Source organism: Lysinibacillus sp. FSL L8-0126 (assembly GCF_038630385.1).
Lineage (GTDB): Bacteria > Bacillota > Bacilli > Bacillales_A > Planococcaceae > Lysinibacillus > Lysinibacillus fusiformis_D.
On the sequence record NZ_CP152028.1, the window covers coordinates 953,070 to 970,740 of the forward strand.

The 17,671-nt window shown below is 37.9% G+C and carries 15 protein-coding genes, 1 riboswitch and 1 other annotated feature; of the genes, 5 read left to right on the forward strand and 10 right to left on the reverse strand.

Features of this window, described 5'->3' with window-relative positions; genetic code table 11:
- Window positions 1–372: 372 nt before the first annotated feature.
- Together MHI34_RS04545 and bshB2 are read left to right on the forward strand one after the other, a co-directional pair.
- On the forward strand, window positions 373–723 hold the full coding sequence (locus MHI34_RS04545; RefSeq protein WP_036117395.1) for a YojF family protein: 351 nt from the start codon (window positions 373–375) through the stop codon (window positions 721–723).
- A 13-nt stretch (window positions 724–736) separates the two neighbouring features.
- Window positions 737–1,426, forward strand: coding sequence for a bacillithiol biosynthesis deacetylase BshB2 (gene bshB2, locus MHI34_RS04550; protein ID WP_036117397.1), 690 nt, complete (start codon window positions 737–739; stop codon window positions 1,424–1,426).
- Between the two features lie 447 nt (window positions 1,427–1,873).
- Here the strand turns inward: bshB2 and MHI34_RS04555 are convergent, their stop codons facing one another.
- Window positions 1,874–2,617, reverse strand: a complete 744-nt coding sequence (locus tag MHI34_RS04555) for a TerC family protein (RefSeq protein WP_036117400.1) — start codon at window positions 2,615–2,617, stop codon at window positions 1,874–1,876.
- 267 nt (window positions 2,618–2,884) lie between these two features.
- Between MHI34_RS04555 and ilvA the strand changes: the two genes are divergently transcribed.
- Complete coding sequence (gene ilvA, locus MHI34_RS04560; RefSeq protein WP_342504148.1) at window positions 2,885–4,147, forward strand: threonine ammonia-lyase IlvA; 1,263 nt, start codon at window positions 2,885–2,887, stop codon at window positions 4,145–4,147.
- 521 nt (window positions 4,148–4,668) lie between these two features.
- Here ilvA and MHI34_RS04565 read toward each other — a convergent pair.
- The 3 genes from MHI34_RS04565 to MHI34_RS04575 form a co-directional block, all read right to left on the reverse strand.
- Window positions 4,669–5,463 (reverse strand): ABC transporter ATP-binding protein, encoded by a 795-nt coding sequence (locus tag MHI34_RS04565; RefSeq protein WP_036117422.1) that lies wholly within the window; start codon window positions 5,461–5,463, stop codon window positions 4,669–4,671.
- Window positions 5,456–6,484: an ABC transporter permease gene (locus MHI34_RS04570; protein ID WP_036117424.1), complete on the reverse strand. Its 1,029-nt coding sequence runs from the start codon at window positions 6,482–6,484 to the stop codon at window positions 5,456–5,458. The genes MHI34_RS04565 and MHI34_RS04570 overlap by 8 nt, the downstream gene beginning before the upstream one ends.
- A gap of 84 nt (window positions 6,485–6,568) precedes the next feature.
- Window positions 6,569–7,591, reverse strand: a complete 1,023-nt coding sequence (locus MHI34_RS04575; RefSeq protein WP_036117426.1) for an ABC transporter substrate-binding protein — start codon at window positions 7,589–7,591, stop codon at window positions 6,569–6,571.
- Window positions 7,592–7,911: 320 nt separating this feature from the next.
- Window positions 7,912–7,956: riboswitch (PreQ1 riboswitch) on the forward strand.
- Window positions 7,957–7,962: 6 nt separating this feature from the next.
- On the opposite strand from MHI34_RS04575, the gene MHI34_RS04580 reads away from it, so the two are divergent.
- Both MHI34_RS04580 and trpB read left to right on the forward strand, forming a co-directional pair.
- Window positions 7,963–8,445 carry a QueT transporter family protein gene (locus MHI34_RS04580; RefSeq protein WP_036117427.1) on the forward strand — a complete coding sequence of 161 codons (483 nt, stop codon included), beginning with the start codon at window positions 7,963–7,965 and terminating at the stop codon, window positions 8,443–8,445.
- A gap of 71 nt (window positions 8,446–8,516) precedes the next feature.
- Window positions 8,517–8,716: a binding site (T-box leader), on the forward strand.
- A gap of 58 nt (window positions 8,717–8,774) precedes the next feature.
- The gene (trpB, locus tag MHI34_RS04585; RefSeq protein WP_036117429.1) at window positions 8,775–9,938 is read left to right on the forward strand and encodes a tryptophan synthase subunit beta; all 1,164 of its coding nucleotides are present in this window, start codon (window positions 8,775–8,777) and stop codon (window positions 9,936–9,938) included.
- Window positions 9,939–10,133: 195 nt separating this feature from the next.
- On the opposite strand, the gene MHI34_RS04590 is transcribed toward trpB, so the two are convergent.
- From MHI34_RS04590 to MHI34_RS04615, 6 genes are all read right to left on the reverse strand, one after another.
- Entirely contained in the window at window positions 10,134–11,087 is a 954-nt protein-coding gene (locus MHI34_RS04590) for an L-threonine 3-dehydrogenase (protein ID WP_141903905.1), read from the reverse strand.
- Window positions 11,088–11,438: 351 nt separating this feature from the next.
- Window positions 11,439–13,109: a methyl-accepting chemotaxis protein gene (locus MHI34_RS04595; RefSeq protein WP_342504149.1), complete on the reverse strand. Its 1,671-nt coding sequence runs from the start codon at window positions 13,107–13,109 to the stop codon at window positions 11,439–11,441.
- A gap of 500 nt (window positions 13,110–13,609) precedes the next feature.
- Window positions 13,610–14,590: a BadF/BadG/BcrA/BcrD ATPase family protein gene (locus MHI34_RS04600; protein WP_342504150.1), complete on the reverse strand. Its 981-nt coding sequence runs from the start codon at window positions 14,588–14,590 to the stop codon at window positions 13,610–13,612.
- 12 nt (window positions 14,591–14,602) lie between these two features.
- Window positions 14,603–15,604, reverse strand: coding sequence for an asparaginase (locus tag MHI34_RS04605; protein WP_271912319.1), 1,002 nt, complete (start codon window positions 15,602–15,604; stop codon window positions 14,603–14,605).
- An 18-nt stretch (window positions 15,605–15,622) separates the two neighbouring features.
- Window positions 15,623–16,774 (reverse strand): ROK family transcriptional regulator, encoded by a 1,152-nt coding sequence (locus MHI34_RS04610; protein WP_342504151.1) that lies wholly within the window; start codon window positions 16,772–16,774, stop codon window positions 15,623–15,625.
- A gap of 14 nt (window positions 16,775–16,788) precedes the next feature.
- Window positions 16,789–17,670, reverse strand: coding sequence for a sugar phosphate isomerase/epimerase family protein (locus tag MHI34_RS04615; RefSeq protein WP_342504152.1), 882 nt, complete (start codon window positions 17,668–17,670; stop codon window positions 16,789–16,791).
- Window position 17,671: the final 1 nt, after the last annotated feature.

Below are 17,671 nucleotides of genomic sequence, written 5' to 3' on the forward strand. Positions count from 1 at the left end.
TGTTTCACCTGTCTAAGGAACGTCATCTATTGTACCAAGATAGAATCCGTTATTACTAAAATAATACTCCCTTCAACAGGCGGGGCTGTCTACACACACGAATTAGGAAGAAGTCATGGTTGCAATATCTTTTCGGATGTGAAAACGGATACAATACAGAACGACACATTTTGTACATACTATTTTCACACTCCCTATATTGATACATTACAATAATTTTTTCAAGAATATTGCTTAAATACTTATCATAGAATTATAGATAATGATTCATTTTTTCATGAGTCATTAAATTGTCATAACAATGCAATCAATTTCCCTTTGCGAATTTTTTTTACTATACTAAAAGGAGAAATGATCGAGAGGAGTGTTAAGATGCAAGAAGTACAGGTAGAGACGTTACAGGAATTGCTGAATTCTTTCGCCAACAAAGACGTTTATATTCATCTTGAGACGACAAATGGATCTTATGCAGCACACTATGATGAAAAATTCTTTAATGCAGGTGCTTTTATTCGCAATGCTAAGATTAATTATGAGCTTGCTAAAGTGGTAGATCATGCACCGCATCGTGTTGGTTTAAAATTACCTCACGGCTGGGTTTATGCACAAGGCATTACACATTTTGAATTAGATGATTTAGGCCGTTTATTAATGGCTGGACTAGACTACTCAGGGAAACTGGCGATTGCGCTTGAAATTAGCGAAACGCCATTTACTTACTAAGGGGGACGACTATTTGAATTTACAACCACAACGTCATATTTTAATTGTGTACCCTCACCCAGATGATGAAGCTTTTTCAGTTGCTGGGACAATCGCCTACTATACAAAGAAGATGAATACACCTGTTACATATGCCTGTTTAACATTAGGCGAAATGGGACGTAATTTAGGTAATCCACCCTTTGCAACACGCGAATCTTTGCCTGAAATCCGCCGCAAAGAATTGGTAGCAGCAGCAGAGGCAATGGGTATTCAAGATTTACGTATGCTAGGTTTACGAGATAAAACAATCGAATTTGAAGACGATGAGAAAATGGTAAAAATAGTTGAAGGGTTAATCGAAGAGCTAATGCCTTCATTAATCTTCACGTTCTTACCTGACTTTGCTGTCCATCCAGACCACGAAGCCACAGCACGTGCTGTAGTTGAAGCTGTTCGTCGAATGCCTAAGGCTGCCCGACCACAAGTATTAGGCTGTGCCTTTGCCAATGATACAATTGAAAAAAATGGTGATCCACATGTTGTCTATGATATTTCTGAAATGAAAATGGACAAATTAAAAGCATTACAAGCCCATTCATCCCAAACTGGTTGGATGATGCAGGAAACTGAAAAGCGCATTGATGATGGTGAACCAATGAGTGAAAGCTGGCTAAATGTTGAAAAGTTTTATATTGTTGACCCAGATAAATATGTAAAATAAAAAAAGATGATGTCAATGGCAGAAAAAGCAACTTTGCAAGGTGAGAGGTTGATTTCCGTTCCGCCAACGCCCTGATGTGCCGCTCCACTCCAATCAACCATTCTGCAAAGTGTCTTTACTTTTTTTCGTAGTAGCATAGCGATCCAATCGCCCATTACCTTTATTCTTAGAGGGGATAAGCTTTTATTTTCAATGTAGAGAAGTGATGAGTGACAACATCTCATAAAAGAGTAGTGAACACCTTTACTTTATTTGAAAATCTTTGCTAAAAAGGTAACACTTTTGTGGATTGGAGTGGAAGGCTACTTGACTCCGGTGGGACAGCTCGACGCTCGCCCACAGGAAAGCAAGTAGCCTGCAACGTAAATCCATTTCTATCTGTCAATTGACTGTTTTTCGACAATAAGAAAAGTACTGTTCTCATTTTTGGAGAACAGTACTTTTTAATTAGGCAGCTCTTACCCTCTTCATCATATGCACAATGATTGTGATGGAAAAAGCAATCACCAAGAATAGGAAGAATAAGTAATGCGGGATATGAATATTAACAACACTCACTAGCATTTTTAAGCCAATAACACCTATTATAATAAAGGCCGTTGCTTCAAGCTCTGGAATTTTTTCGATAATGATTAAAAACACACCTGCAATTGTCCTCATCATTAATATGCCTAACATCCCCCCAATTAAAAGTACCCACACTTGATCTGATATGGCAAAGGCTGCAAAGATAGAGTCGATCGAAAATGCAATATCCATTAGCTCGACAGAAATGACGGTGGCCCAAAAGGTTCCAAAGAGTCGCACCATCCATCCTGATTTTTTCACTTCCTTCACGCTATCCTCATTCCCAATTTGAAGAAAATGAGCTACACAGAGCCAGCCTAAATATAATGCACCTAACACTTTAATAAACCAAAATTCCACAAGATAAACACCTATACCAATAAATAAAAATCTAAAAAAATAGGCACCTAGCATACCGTACATTAATGCCCGCTTTCGTTGTTTATCTGGTAAATGTTTAACAAGAACTGCCAATACAAGTGCATTATCCGCTGACAGTAGCCCTTCTATAATAATTAATGAGGATATTAGCCCCCAGGATACAGGGTCCATTAATACTTCCTGCCACATCGCCCAATCAAAAAATTGCCAATATGTAGATAGAATTCCTTGAATGATTTCCACTACTTACCCTCCTACTTGTCCTCAGCTAATCTAGTATATGCTTGACCATTTTTGTTATGAGAATTGTATTTATCCTGATTCAGCAAATGCTTTTTGTCCCAAAAGTAACGTTTCAGCAATTGCTCGAGGCATCATTTATTCGATAAAACGCTTACATCATAAAATAGACACGGAAAATTTAGAATTTACTAAAAATTAACCACCAAAAGCAAATAAAGTGTGCTATCATAGATAAATGTTTTAAACGTATAACGGAGGATGAATACTATGGAAGTTGCTGATACTAGAACCGTGCAAGTGGAGAATGTCCTGATTGCACATCATTTTTTAAAAGATGTAGTTGTCCATACACCACTACAAAAAAACGATTATTTATCCGAGAAATACGGAGCTACTATTTACTTTAAACGCGAAGATTTACAACATGTGCGCTCATTCAAGCTCCGAGGTGCCTATTATAAAATTAAAAAAATCGAGGAAGAAGCACGCAACGCTGGTGTTGTCTGTGCAAGCGCAGGCAATCATGCACAAGGTGTAGCTTATGCCTGTGCTCAATTAAAAATCCAGGCTAGCATTTTTATGCCTCAAACAACACCAAAGCAAAAAATAGACCAAGTGCGAATGTTTGGGCGCGAATTTGTAGAGATTATTTTAGCAGGCGATACGTTCGATGACTCTGCTGAAAGCGCCTTAAGCTATTGCGAAGAACACGATAAAATATTCATCCATCCATTCGATGATTTCGATGTCATTGCTGGTCAAGGAACTGTTGCAGTAGAAATTATGAATGACATGGAGGAGCCAATCGACTACGTCTTTGGCAGTATTGGTGGTGGCGGCTTAATGTCTGGCGTTTCTGCCTACGTTAAAAACCTCTCCCCTTCTACTAAAATTATTGGCGTAGAGCCCGCTGGTGCTGGCAGTATGAAAGCTGCTTTTGCTGAAGGGGGCGCTGTGGCTCTTGATTGGATTGATAAATTCGTCGATGGCGCTGCCGTAAAATGCGTCGGCCATCACACTTATGATGTTTGTCGCCGCTATTTAGACGACATTATTCTTGTACCAGAAGGCAAAGTTTGTACAACGATTTTAGATCTATATAATAAACATGCCATTATTGCCGAGCCTGCTGGGGCACTATCAGTGGCAGCTCTTGATTTTTATAAAGAAGAAATTAAAGGGAAATCAGTCGTGGTCATTATTAGCGGTGGTAATAATGATATTGGACGGATGCAGGAGATTAAAGAAAAGTCGCTTATTCACGAAGGCTTACTTTACTACTTCATCGTCAGCTTCCCTCAGCGCGTAGGGGCATTACGTCAATTCCTCACAAGCGTTGTAGGACCTAACGACGATATTACTACCTTTGAATACACAAAGAAAAACAATAAAGAAAGTGGTCCTGCCCTCGTTGGTATTGAGCTTGGCGATCAAGCGGATTATGAAGGGCTGCTTGCACGAATGGATGAATTCGGCTTCAAATACAAAGAAGTAAACAACGACATTCAACTATTTGGCTTACTCGTTTAAAATGAAGAGTCTCACTTCTCAGCAAGTGAGACTTTTTTATTGTGATAAAGTTTATCAATCGTTTTTATTACCCTAAATAAAAAACATTCAAACTAGTGCATGAGCGTTATATATATTGTTGAAAAAAATAATATTACCTGCGGAAAGTGACATTCTGGCAATGCGAGGGGTTAATCTCCGTTCCGCCAGCTTCCGATAGGCCCGCTTCACTCACTTCCGTTCGCTCCAGCTTCTCCTATATGACGCTAAATCCCCTAGGAGTGACGCTGGCTCCACTCCAATCAACTATTCTGCAAATGTGTCTTTTCATTTTCTTTCATACTAACAGTAGTGAACCCCTTTGCTCAATTAATAGGTTGGAGTGGAAGGCTACTTGACTCCCGTCGGATAGATCGGCATTCCCCCACAGGAAATCAAGTAGCCTGCAACGGACATTCATTTTCACCATTGACAAAAACGCTATTGATGGATTTTTTTAACACTATAAAAAACGCCCATACAAATGTATGAGCGTTTCGTCATTAACCTAATAAAGCACGGTCTGAATTCATTTTTTCCCCACGAATGCGTTCAAATTCGGCCATTAAATCTGGGATCGTTAATTCATGCTTACGGTCTTCAGCAACCTCTAAAATAATTTGGCCTTTGTCCATCATAATAAGACGATTCCCTAAATCCAAAGCTTGTTGCATATTGTGCGTTACCATTAATGTCGTTAACTGATCTTTTTCAACTAAATACTTCGTAATACGGGTAATTAATTCTGCACGTGATGGATCAAGTGCAGCCGTATGCTCATCCAGCAATAAAATAGAGGGCTTTGTGAAAGTAGCCATTAACAGTGACAATGCTTGCCGTTCCCCACCTGAAAGTAAGCCTACTTTTGCAGAAAGCCGATCTTCCAGATTTAAACCAAGCATTTCTAATGATTCTTTGAACAAGGTACGACGCTTTTTGTCCACACCGATGTGCAGTCCTCTACCCTTATTTCGTGAATAGGCCAGTGCTAAGTTTTCTTCAATTGTCATCGTAGGAGCTGTTCCCGCCATTGGGTCTTGGAACACACGACCAATGTATTGAGAGCGTTTATATTCAGGCAAATTCGTGACATCATTACCATCAATAGAAACTGTGCCAAAATCAGGTGTTAAGGCGCCTGAAATCATATTCATCATCGTTGATTTCCCTGCACCGTTACTACCAATGATTGTCACAAAATCACCTGGCTTTAAGTGTAGATTAATCTCTGCTAGTGCAATTTTTTCATCTGGTGTTCCTTCATTAAACACCTTATTAATACCATGTAATTTAAGCAAGACCTTTTCCTCCTTGCTCTACTGTTTTTACTCGTGACAGCTCTGCAGCACGCTTCGCCTTACGTTTACGTTCCTTACTCTTATTGATAAATTGTGGTAAGATCAGCGCCAAAATAACGATGATAGCCGTAATTAATTTCATATCTCCTGAATCAAGGAAATCTACACGTAATGCTAATGCTAAAATAATACGGTAAATGATAGCTCCTGCAATGACTGCAAAAGTTGTACGGATAATGGTCTTTGTCCCAAAAATAGCTTCACCAATAATAACCGATGCAAGACCGATGACAATCATACCAATCCCCATACTAACATCGGAGAACTTCGAATATTGTGCGATTAAAGCTCCAGAAAATGCGACAAGCGCATTGGAAAGTCCAAGCCCTAAAATGATAAGTGTATCTGTATTTGCAGAGAAGCTACGAATCATTCGTTTATTATCACCAGTTGCTCGGATAGCTAGCCCGACCTCAGTCTTCAAGAACCAGTCTGCTATTAACTTAATTAAAATCGTGATGATTAATACGACTATCAGCACACTCCATGTATTTGGTACATGCTGAAAGCCCATGCCTTTTAATAGGTTATTGAGAGCAGCATCGATCCCTAAATCACTCCAAAATGCTTGAAACTTTGAAAAAATCGTTTCTGAGTTTAGTAGTGGAATATTCGGGCGACCTATCGTATTTTCTGCAGTTAACCCCATGATGCGCAGGTTAATCGAGTATAACGCAATCATCATTAAAATCCCTGATAATAGTGGATTAATCTTTCCTTTCGTGTGAAGAATTCCTGTCATACATCCAGCAATAAATCCAGCAACAATTGCCACTAAAGTCGCTAAGATTGGGGAGTAGCCAAGCAAAATCATTGTTGCTGCAGTTGCCGCCCCTGTTACAAAGCTTCCATCAACCGTTAAATCCGGAAAATCTAACACCCGAAACGTTAAATATACACCAAGTGCCATAATTGCATAGATGATTCCTTGCTCCACTGCGCCAAATAATGCTAAAAACATCGTTGAATCATCTCCTAAATCTTTTTATTATTTCTACTGCTTATAAATGAAGATAAAGCGGGGATAGTTCTCCCCCGCTTCCATTTATTTTTCTAGAAGTTCTGCACCCCAAGAATCTTTTATTTCAATTCCTAAATCATCCGCTACTTTTTTATTGATTAATAGTTTCAGATTTTGTGGATATTGTGCTGGCGTCTCGGCAGGTGTTGCTTCACCTTTTAAAATTTTCACAGCCATTTGACCAGCCTCGTAACCGATATCGAAATATTCAAAACCATAAGCAGCTAAACCGCCTCGTGCAACAGAATCTAGCTCTCCCACAACAAGTGGTAATTCATTTGTATTGGCAACATCAATAACAGACTCTAAAGCAGAAACTACTGTATTATCAGTAATAATATAGAAAGCCTCTACCTTACCAATTAGTGATTCTGTTGCTTGTTTTACATCTGCCGAAGTAGATGCTGACGCTTCTACTACTGTTAAGCCTTGTTCATCCATCACCTTTTTCACTTCTTTAACTTGTGCAACAGAGTTTTGCTCACCAGCATTGTAGACCATCCCTACTTTTTTGGCGCCAAGCTCTTTTAGGAATGCGACTGTTTTAGAAATCGTTTCAGGATGTAAATCAATTGTTCCTGTAACATTTTTTCCTGGCTTCTCCATTGATTCGATTAACTGTGCACCAACAGCATCTGTGACAGATGTGAAGATAATTGGAATATCACTTGTGGCTGTTGCCGCTGCTTGTGCAGAAGGTGTGGAGTTAGCAAAAATTAAATCTACGTTTGCACTTACTAGATTGTTAGCAATCGTTGTGTTAAGACTGTTATCTCCTTGTGCAATTTGTGGATCGTAGTCTACTTTTAAGCCAGCATCTTCAATTGCCTTTTTAAAGCCTTCCGTTGCTGCGTTTAATGATGGATGCTCTACAATTTGAGTAATCCCGATTTTATATGTTTTATCCTCTGTATTCCCGCTCTCACTTGCATTGTTTGATTCATTCCCTTTTGAATCTGTTGAACTAGATCCGCTACTACCGCAAGCAGCAAGTAGTAACACTAATCCAAAAAGAAGGAATGAAAGCTTTTTTACACTGTTCTTCACAAATAATCCCCCCGATTATATTCTCAATATCTATCACACTTTATCCAAACAAAGTGTGAATGTATCGCTATATTATCGTTATTATCAAGCTCCGTCAACAACATTATGAATGTTCTGACTTTTAAAACTCACGAAACATTTTAGTTTTTCATTCAATTCGCCGCTTTAAACCGCTAAACTACGCTATTTTAGTTAATTGCTTTCTTTTTAAAAAATAGTAAAAAATATTTATGACAATTTTACGAAGTGTGTCATATAGACAAAAAGTCTGACATTTGACTTCTGCTAGATATCTATAATAAAATATTATCTTGTGTGAAAGCACCGTGGTTCGTAACCATCCCACGCAAAAAAACTAAGGAGAAATGAATATGAAGATAAAATTTTTAGCAGCAAGTGGTATTATTGCAGCGCTATATATTGCGGTGACAATGCTTGTTGCACCGTTTGGTTTTACAGAGGTACAATTCCGTGTATCTGAAATGTTTAACCATTTGGTTGCCTTTAACCCACGCTTTGCCGTAGGGATCATTATTGGTGTATTGATCTCTAATCTATTTTCACCACTTGGCATTTACGATTTAGTGTTTGGTGTTGGTCATTCGATGATTACACTTGGACTGTTCATTTTAATCTGTAAATATGTCAAAAATATTTGGGCACGTTTAATTATTAATACATTATTATTTACTTGCACAATGTTTATTATTGCCTTCGAGTTGAATTTGGCCTTAGAACTACCATTCTTCTGGACTTGGCTAACAGTGGCGGCAGGTGAATTTGTTGTGTTAGCTGTTGGTGCACCGATTATGTATGCACTCAATAAACGCCTTCACTTTCATCATTTGATTTAACAGACGAGTCTTTTTAGATTCGTCTTTTTTTCTTGACACTATTCTGAAAATAAACTACAATTCTTTCTAATATAAATGCAAGGAAGAAGAGTAGTAGCAAGCATGGTTACTTTCAGAGAGCTGGTGAATGGTGCAAACCAGTAGTAGATACTTGTGAATGGACTTCAGAGCAGCCTTATTAAATGTAAGGCCGATTCACTCCCCGTTATCGGAGTAAGAAAGCGCGCAAAAATTGCGAATGAAGGTGGCACCACGGTTACTCGTCCTTTTTAAGAGGATTAGAGTGGCTTTTTTTTATGGAAAAATTAGCATAGAGGAGTCGAGTAAAGATGAGTAAAGTAGTAGAGAAAAAAGGTTATTTCGGAGAATTTGGCGGAAGCTTTGTTCCAAAGGAGCTTCAAAATGTCTTAACTATTCTAGATGAGCATTTCCAAAAGTTTAAAGATGATGAAGAATTTAAAAAAGAATTGGATTACTATTTCCGTGAGTATGTTGGTCGTAAATCCCCACTTTATTTTGCAGAAAATTTAACAAAGCAATTGGGTGGCGCAAAAATTTATTTAAAACGTGAAGATCTTAACCATACAGGCTCACATAAAATTAATAATGTATTGGGACAGATTTTACTAGCCAAACGTATGGGGGCAAATCGCGTTATTGCCGAAACAGGTGCAGGTCAACATGGTGTAGCAACTGCGACTGCTTGTGCCATGTTTGGAATGGATTGCACTATTTATATGGGCTTAGAGGATACAAAACGTCAAGCATTGAACGTGTTTCGCATGGAGCTTCTTGGCGCGAAAGTCGTAGCGGTTGATAAAGGACAGGGTCGCCTAAAGGATGCAGTTGATGAAGCATTCGCTGACTTAGTCGAAAACTATGAAACAACGTTTTACTTATTAGGTTCAGCAGTTGGGCCACATCCCTTCCCATCAATGGTTAAACACTTCCAATCTGTGATTAGTCGCGAAAGTCGTGAACAGATTTTAGAAAAAGAAGGAAAGCTACCCGCAGCGATCCTTGCCTGTGTTGGCGGTGGCAGTAATGCCATTGGAGCATTTGCAGACTACATTGCAGATGAACAGGTTCGTCTTATTGGAATAGAGCCAGATCAAGCTGCTACATTAAACGAAGGTTCGCCCGGAGAGCTACATGGCTTCAAATGCTTAGTATTACAGGATGCAGACGGCAATCCACTACCAACCTATTCAATAGCTGCTGGTTTAGATTACCCTGGAGCAGGTCCAGAACATAGTCATTTAAAAACAATTGGCCGTGCTGAGTATGTGACTGTGACAAACAAAGAAGTCCTTGAGGCATTTCAAGTACTTTCGAAGGTTGAAGGGATTATTCCTGCCCTTGAGAGCTCACATGCGGTCGCACATGCTCTAAAATTAGCACCAACTTTATCATCTGAAGAAAGCATTATTATTAATATCTCAGGTCGTGGTGATAAAGACGTGGAACAGGTTTTCCACATGTTAACTAAATAATTCAATAAAAGAGCGACTTCCATAAAAGGAAAGCGCTCTTTTAACTATGCCAATAATCGAGGGTATATTTCGGCAATACTATATCGAAGCTTAGCTATTTTGGTTTCATAATTTAATTAATATATTCCAACAATTCTCTTTTACAGACACATAAAAAACGGATGTAGACTAATTCTACATCCGTTCCTTTAACGATTAGGAAATTGCCTTTTTATGCAGTTTCATTTTTAGTTTTTCTAACATATCTATCGTCATTTTGGCTAAATCATACTCTGCTTTGAAGCCCCACTCTTTTTGAGCTGCGTCAATATTTAAAGAGTTTGGCCAACTGTCTGCAATCGCTTGACGCACTGGATCAACCTGATAATCCATTGTGAAATTTGGCAAATGCTTCTTGATTTCAGCTGCGATTTGTGATGGTTCAAAGCTCATCGCTGTAATATTAAAGGCATTGCGATGAACGAGCTTACTACCATCTGCCTCCATTAAATCTACAATAGCTTGTAAGGCATCTGGCATGTACATCATATCCATAAACGTACCTTCCTGAATATAAGATGTGTACTTACCTTGCTCAATTGCTTCATAGAAAATTTCTACTGCATAATCAGTTGTACCACCACCTGGAGGTGTTACATAAGAAATTAATCCAGGGAAACGTACACCACGTGTATCAACACCAAAACGATTGAAGTAATAATCGCATAATAATTCACCCGCTACCTTATTTACACCATACATAGTTGTTGGACGTTGCAAAGTATCCTGCGGTGTATCTTCCTTCGGTGTAGATGGACCAAATGCTCCAATTGAACTTGGCGTGAAAAATTGCATATTTAACTCACGAGAAACTTCCAATGCATTCATTAAACCGCCCATATTTAAATTCCAAGCTAACAATGGATTTCTTTCAGCTGTGGCTGATAGTAATGCTGCTAAATGCATCATCGTATCTGCACCAAAGTCCTTTGCTAAATCGTGCATTCTTTGTCCATCTGTCACGTCCAATATTTCAAATGGGCCCTTAGTATGTTCAAGCTTTCTAATGTCTGTAGCAAGTATATTGTCCTCTCCATAAATACCACGAAGTTTTTCTACAAGCTCAGAACCAATTTGACCAAGTGCCCCAGTAACAATAATCTTTTTCATTTCTCAAAACCTCCACATATGAACAATTGTACTTGCTGAAAGTACAAATATATATTGATAAACATTGATTTAATAACACTTTCAATGAAACTCATTATAATGTGTTCGTTTTGAAAATACAACAATTATATTAATAATATTCATTAAAAGGAACATACAATCCCTTACTTCCAGTATATGAGCACTCAAAAAATATTGTGCTACAAAAATATAAAAAATACAATTGTACACCTCAAAAATACAAAAAATTAAATCTTTCATAAACTAGTTTTGTAACCACGCAAAAAAAGAACCTTCTTTGCTAATTTCCGCAAAAAAGACTCCTTTTCAACATTATTCTTTAATATTAAATTAGATTGAAAAACGTTTAACAGCAATTTGCAAAACTTTTGATACTTTGCGCAATTCTTTAATGTAATTATGGAATTGTTGTTGAGCTGTTAATTGATCTGCTGTTAATGTAGCAACATGCTTAGTGGATACGGCATTCGTATCCGATATAGCTGTTAACATAACCGCATCCTCACTCACCTTTTGGGTGTGAGTGGCTATCTCTTGAACTGTAGCAGATACTTCCATCATATAAGGCTTGATTGTATGTACTTTTTCTAAAATTTGATCAAAACTTGTCGCTGTTTGTCCTGTTACGGCAACACCTTTTTCAGTAGCCAACAACACGCCCTCCATCATTTGTACTGCATAGCTCGAATCTAAATGGATGTTTTGTACAATGGATGTAATCGTTTGTGTTGATTGGACTGTTTGTTCCGCAAGCTTCCGCACCTCATTGGCTACAACCGCAAACCCCTTTCCATGTTCTCCTGCTCTTGCTGCTTCAATGGATGCGTTTAACGCTAGTAAGTTGGTTTGTGCTGTTATTTTTTCTATGACCTCAATCATTTGATCGATTGATGAGGCACGCTCAACCAAGTTAAAGATAGCTGTATTCGACTTTTCTACGGCCTGCTTAATGACCTGCATTTGCATTAAATTAGCCTGTACAATTTCAGTTCCACTCTCAGCATCTCTTGCTGTTTGATGCGCAAAGCTTTCCACGACCTGCACTTTTTCTAAAATGACTTGTACATCATTTAAAACTTCCTCTAAAGAAGCTGTATTGGAAGCCAATTTACTAGTAGAAGCAGCCGTTGAATCTGAAATAGATTGTACATCTTTTGCTATTTTTAACGTTGTTGTTGATGATTGCTCTGAGGATCCTTGCAATTTACCTGTCATTTCTTCTACTTCATAGGCGCTGTCCGTTACAGTATGGAGTAGGTGTTTTACCTCTGTGACCATTTGATTGTAAGACAGTACTACCTCACCAAGCTCATCATGGGCAACATAACTTGCATTCGCAGTGAAATCGCCTTGTTCTGCTCGTTTTAATAATGATTTCAATTGACGTGTTGGTACATTGACTGCCTTAGTTGCGATAAATCCTATCAGAATGACAAGCAACACCACCGCTAAGCATACGCCACCTAGTAACCAATAACCAAATTGCACATCTTGTTGATAATACTTCTGTTGATCCTTCGCTTTTTCAACCAAATAATTTTGTGTTTCTTCTAATAATGTATGGCTTTCCTGACTTATTGGTAGAAATATTAGCGAATAGAACTGCTCTAGCTCACCTTGGTTCAATTGCTTATAACTCTCAATCAATTCTCCTTGCTTCTTCAGCAAGGATTTAAATTTTTTAATTTGATGACTCATTTTTTTATCAATTTCTTGGCTATCCAATTGCTTTAAAGGCTGTGCCATCTCTTTTAAAATAACCGTCATTTCTTGATAGTCACCCTGAGCATCTACGATAAAATCTAATTGACGCTGTGATTCTTCTAGCTCATTCAGCCAACCGATTGGGACAAGTCCCTGTGTGTAACTCTCACTTGCATGCCACGACATCTTCCTTAAATAATCCACACTAAACACACCCAGCAATACATTCGATAATACACAAACAATCATGAGTACAAGTAACTTGTCCTTCACCTTTATGAAACGGAAAAAATGCATGATCCCTGGCTCCTCCTCCAACTCTTACCAATAATGATAGTATGAAGATATAAAGCCAGTGTTATGTTTTTGTAAAGATTGCAAGAAGAATTAAGAATTTATGCCCATTATCTAGTTTTATATAGGTAATTTACCACACAAATAACTCCCTACCATTGATCCTTAATTATACTATTTCTGCCACCGTAACCTTCCATGCATTCCAAACGTTTATCGTATTAATAAAGAATGGAGGTATTATATTTGTCTCAACTCAAGAGGTTGGATGTAAGTTTAGTAGTTCATTTTCTTCTTCTAGGTGGGATTAGCTGTCTTTTTGTCCACTCCAGTAGGGTAAATTAAGCTCCTTCATCATCAATATTATCGAACATCATGCTTATGGGAATTGTTATGACTATTCATAAGTCATATAAAGGTAATATGTTTAAAGTAGAGGACTAACAAAATGCAAGTAGAGAAAAGACCTTCCTATTCTCTACTTGCTAAATTAAAAGGGGGGATTAATTAGTTAAAAACTCCTTAATACTAGCATTATATTGATCGATAAATATTTTCGCTTCATTATTAGGTAGTTTTAATGCGGCTAATGCGGCACCGCCAACTGGTAGGCTATAAGCACCCATAAAGTCATACTGATTGCTATTATTTTTATCAATGGAGGCTAATTTTTCAATAAATAACGTCAACTCATTAAAAACTCCACCAGCTAGCACGACTTTGACACGCGTATCTGAAAACGGATTTTTTTTGTAACAAGCATCTATACTTTGATAAAAAACATGGCACACTTGATCCAGAATCGTGTTCGCTACAGCATCACCTCTTTTAGCGCAATCAATGGCAATCTTACTTAAAGGAGAGATTGTATCTCTCGGATGTCCTTTTCCATAAACAATTTCAATTATTTGTGGAATGGATTGTAATTGAAAATAATTTAATACTGCGGATGTGAGGCTCGTTTCTGGTCCTCTTTTATCAAATGCTTTAAACACCGCTTTTAATGTGCGAATACCAATATCATAGCCACTGCCTTCATCATCAAAAATATAGCCCCATCCTGCCGTACGCTCAACTCTGCCAGACGAATCTATACTTAATGTAATTGCACCTGTACCAGAAATCTGTACAATGCCAGACTGACCTAATGTACCAGCATACAGCGCGTTCAACCCATCATTCGACAGTGATAATTGACAGCCTTCAGGTAATAGCGAGGTTAATAATGTGTGGGTAATTTCCTCATTATTATTTTCCGTTACGCCAGATAGTCCCGCATGGCACTTCGTAATTTGATGAAAATCATAAGGTTGTTGTCTTTTTAAATCAATTATTAGTTCTGTTATCGTCTGCGTAAATTGCTCTAAGCTCATAGATGTGGGATTACTTTTACCTGTTTCTGCTAGTGCTATAACTTGCCCACGAAATGTTGAGATTGTCGCAATTGTTTTTGTTCCACCACCGTCAATTGCCAAAACATACAAGTACCTTCACCTCTATACGATTTTAATTGTAGAAACAATTTCTCCTACTTCCTGCCCTGCGTCATTACGCACAAATGCAGGAGACAAGGCTTTAATACGCTCAATCGTTTCTTGATTTGTATACTGAATTTGTTCCAATACAGAAGCAATTACATTCGGCCACGGACTTTCTGAGCCATTCATAATTTTCAAAGCAAAACTTACTCCTTCATTTCGCAAGGCAAAACAGTATACGCCCTGTGCTCCGCCCTTCGCTACAATATTAGGATCTTTTAATAATGCTGTACAAATAAAGTTTTGAGCCGCAATAATATGATTTTCTTGATTCATGACTGCGCTAAGCTTTACTACTGCTTCACGAATTGGTAGATTATCAATTAATTCTGGCCGCGCTAGCTTTAAATAGGCTATTGCCATATTTTTTAGTGGAATGGCAAAGACTGGTGCGCCACAACCGTCTATTCCTGTATGAATTTTCCCCTCATCATATTCACTCAAATAAGCAATGTATTTTTTTATCATTTGTTGCAATGGATGGTCTGGATGATAGTAGTGCTTGAAATCATAACCGTTTGCAAGACATGCAGTTAAAAATCCTAAATGCTTGCCCGCACAATTATGAAATAATCGCCTCTTTTCGTATCCCTGTTGTATATATTGCGTTTTTGGTTCCTCATTTAATGGATATGAAGCTGCACATATTAAATCATTTTCATTAACAGGGATCTTTTCCAACAATGAGACCAGCGCCTCTTGATGATAAAATTCCCCTCTTTGTGACGCCAAAAATAAGGCACTTTCTGTTGAAGTAATCTCGTACTTTTCTATAAAATCAGTCATGAAAATTGGAATGGCTTGAAATGGTTTGGCTGCAGAACGAAAATACACAGGCTCATAATCCTGGCCAACAGAAACGAATTCTCCCTTTGTTAGATTCACAGCACTCATTTGTCCATAATGCACATTTTCCATTAATCCTGAACGATACTCCTTCAAAAATTCTGAGTAAGCCACGAATCAACCAACCTTTCTTTAAACAGACAGCAGCTGCTTTTGTGCTTGTAATGCCGCCCCTTTGACAACTCCCTCTTTTAATTGATTTGAAAACTGCAAATCAAAATAAGGCTGTAGTTCTTTCCATATATACTGTTTGCATTTTTCACTAAGTAGTTTCTGAAATGTTACATTGTGCTCAATAATTTCTCCACTGACGATGACAGCCTCTGGTTCGTATAAACAAACTAAATTATTGATGGCGATAGCTAGAAAAGTGGCTACATCTTGTTGAATATCTACTGCCCATTGCTCACCTTGATCCACACATTGTAAGATTTCTTCTATTGATTGTATATTAAGATTTTGGGGTGTTCTTTTTAGCAAAGTAACTTCTGAAATATACATCGATAAGCAACCCCTCTTACCACAGTGGCACATTTCACCAAATGGATTTATCGTAATATGACTTATCTCTCCTGCTTTATTTTGAATACCACGATACACTTCTCCGTTTAGTAATATGGCTGCTCCGATGCCTGTTCCAATGCCGACTAATATGCAATTTGAATAAAGGGGTGTATAGATATCACCGATTTCAGCAATGATTTGCATTTTTAATTCATTATCTACAATGACTTCACAACTAAAAATACCATTTAAATCTTCTCTTATATGACAGTTTTCCCATTTCAATTGCTCGGAAGAAACGATCATACCTTCTTCGTTATTAATTACTCCTGGAATCCCTATTCCAATGCCTAATAATTTTTCCTGAGCAATTTGATATTCTGTCATGATATTAACTATTGAACGTTTTAGTAGATGTACAGCTTCTTCATACTGATGCTTGATGCTGCATTTGATTTCCTGAAAAGCAATAAGTTTCCCTAAAAAATCTAATATACCAATTCGAATAGTAAAACAATCAATCTCTATCCCTATAGTGTATAAGGCGTCTCCACGCATATGAATTAATGTGGGACGTCTACCAATAGCTGTTTCTTCCGATACTCCTTCAAGAATAAAGCCTTCCGCTTCTAGCTCCTGAACGATACGGGTAATAGTCGTAGGGCTCATTTTTGTATACTTTGATAATTGAATTCTTGAAATTGGCGCCATCTGCCTGATTGCGTCAAGCACAATATATTTATTTTGTCTTCTCATTTGTACTTGATCTTGCTTTTTCAAATTTGATTCAACCCCTATTTAAACTTTTCTATGAACTGTACAGCTTCTCTGATGTCTTTTTCGGGATTTGATCTCACTTCTCGTTCAATAGTTAAATAGCCATTGTATCCGATTTCATGCAAAGCTGAAAAATAAAGCTCGAAATTGACATCCCCTTGACCTAATGGAAGTTCTCTGAAAAGCTCTCCATTTTCCACCATTTCTTCTATTTTATCATGAGATGTTCCAGAATCGTATCCTAAGTACCCATACACATCTTTTGGATTCGTTGGCTGTAATTGAATGCCATCCTTCACATGTGTATGTACAACATAATTCTTTAAAAGTTTAACGCCAGCTACAGGGTCATCATTCGTTACCATTACCATATTGGCAGGATCAAAATTAACCGATACACCATTTGTCGAAAGCTTATCTAAAAATTCCTTTAAAGTTCTACTCGTTTCTGGCCCTGTTTCAATCGCAAAGTAAGCATCTAATGATGTAGCAAATTGCCCTAATTCTTCACAGGCTTCTAGCATCGTTTGATAGATTGGATCATTCTCATTTTCAGGAATGATGCCGATATGGGTCGTAACGATCGATGTGCCAAGGTCTTTTGCTAATTGCAGAATCTCCTTCGATTTTTTTATTTTCCAGGCATTTTCATTTTTATCTTGAAAGCCGTGCCCTCCTAAATCACCACATAATGCAGAAATCTCAAGCCCTAAATCTAAAATATATTGCTTCAATTCTGCTCTTTGTGCAGCGTTTAAATGATCTGGATCTAGCTCACCTGAAACTGCGTACATCTGCACACCTTGTGCACCAACCTCTTTTGCTTTTTGCAATCCTTCACGAATAGGTAATCTAAAGCTGTCTACAATGACGCCAATCCCATTGGTCAATTTCATCATT

Bases quoted from the DNA above. Each gene is read 5' to 3' on its own strand.
- MHI34_RS04545 (WP_036117395.1), top strand. From the start codon at position 373: ATGCAAGAAGTACAGGTAGAGACGTTACAGGAATTGCTGAATTCTTTC.
- trpB (WP_036117429.1), top strand. From the start codon at position 8,775: ATGAGTAAAGTAGTAGAGAAAAAAGGTTATTTCGGAGAATTTGGCGGA.
- MHI34_RS04615 (WP_342504152.1), bottom strand. From the start codon at position 17,670: ATGATGAAATTGACCAATGGGATTGGCGTCATTGTAGACAGCTTTAGA.
- MHI34_RS04570 (WP_036117424.1), bottom strand. From the start codon at position 6,484: ATGTTTTTAGCATTATTTGGCGCAGTGGAGCAAGGAATCATCTATGCA.
- MHI34_RS04580 (WP_036117427.1), top strand. From the start codon at position 7,963: ATGAAGATAAAATTTTTAGCAGCAAGTGGTATTATTGCAGCGCTATAT.
- ilvA (WP_342504148.1), top strand. From the start codon at position 2,885: ATGGAAGTTGCTGATACTAGAACCGTGCAAGTGGAGAATGTCCTGATT.
- MHI34_RS04595 (WP_342504149.1), bottom strand. From the start codon at position 13,109: ATGCATTTTTTCCGTTTCATAAAGGTGAAGGACAAGTTACTTGTACTC.
- MHI34_RS04590 (WP_141903905.1), bottom strand. From the start codon at position 11,087: ATGAAAAAGATTATTGTTACTGGGGCACTTGGTCAAATTGGTTCTGAG.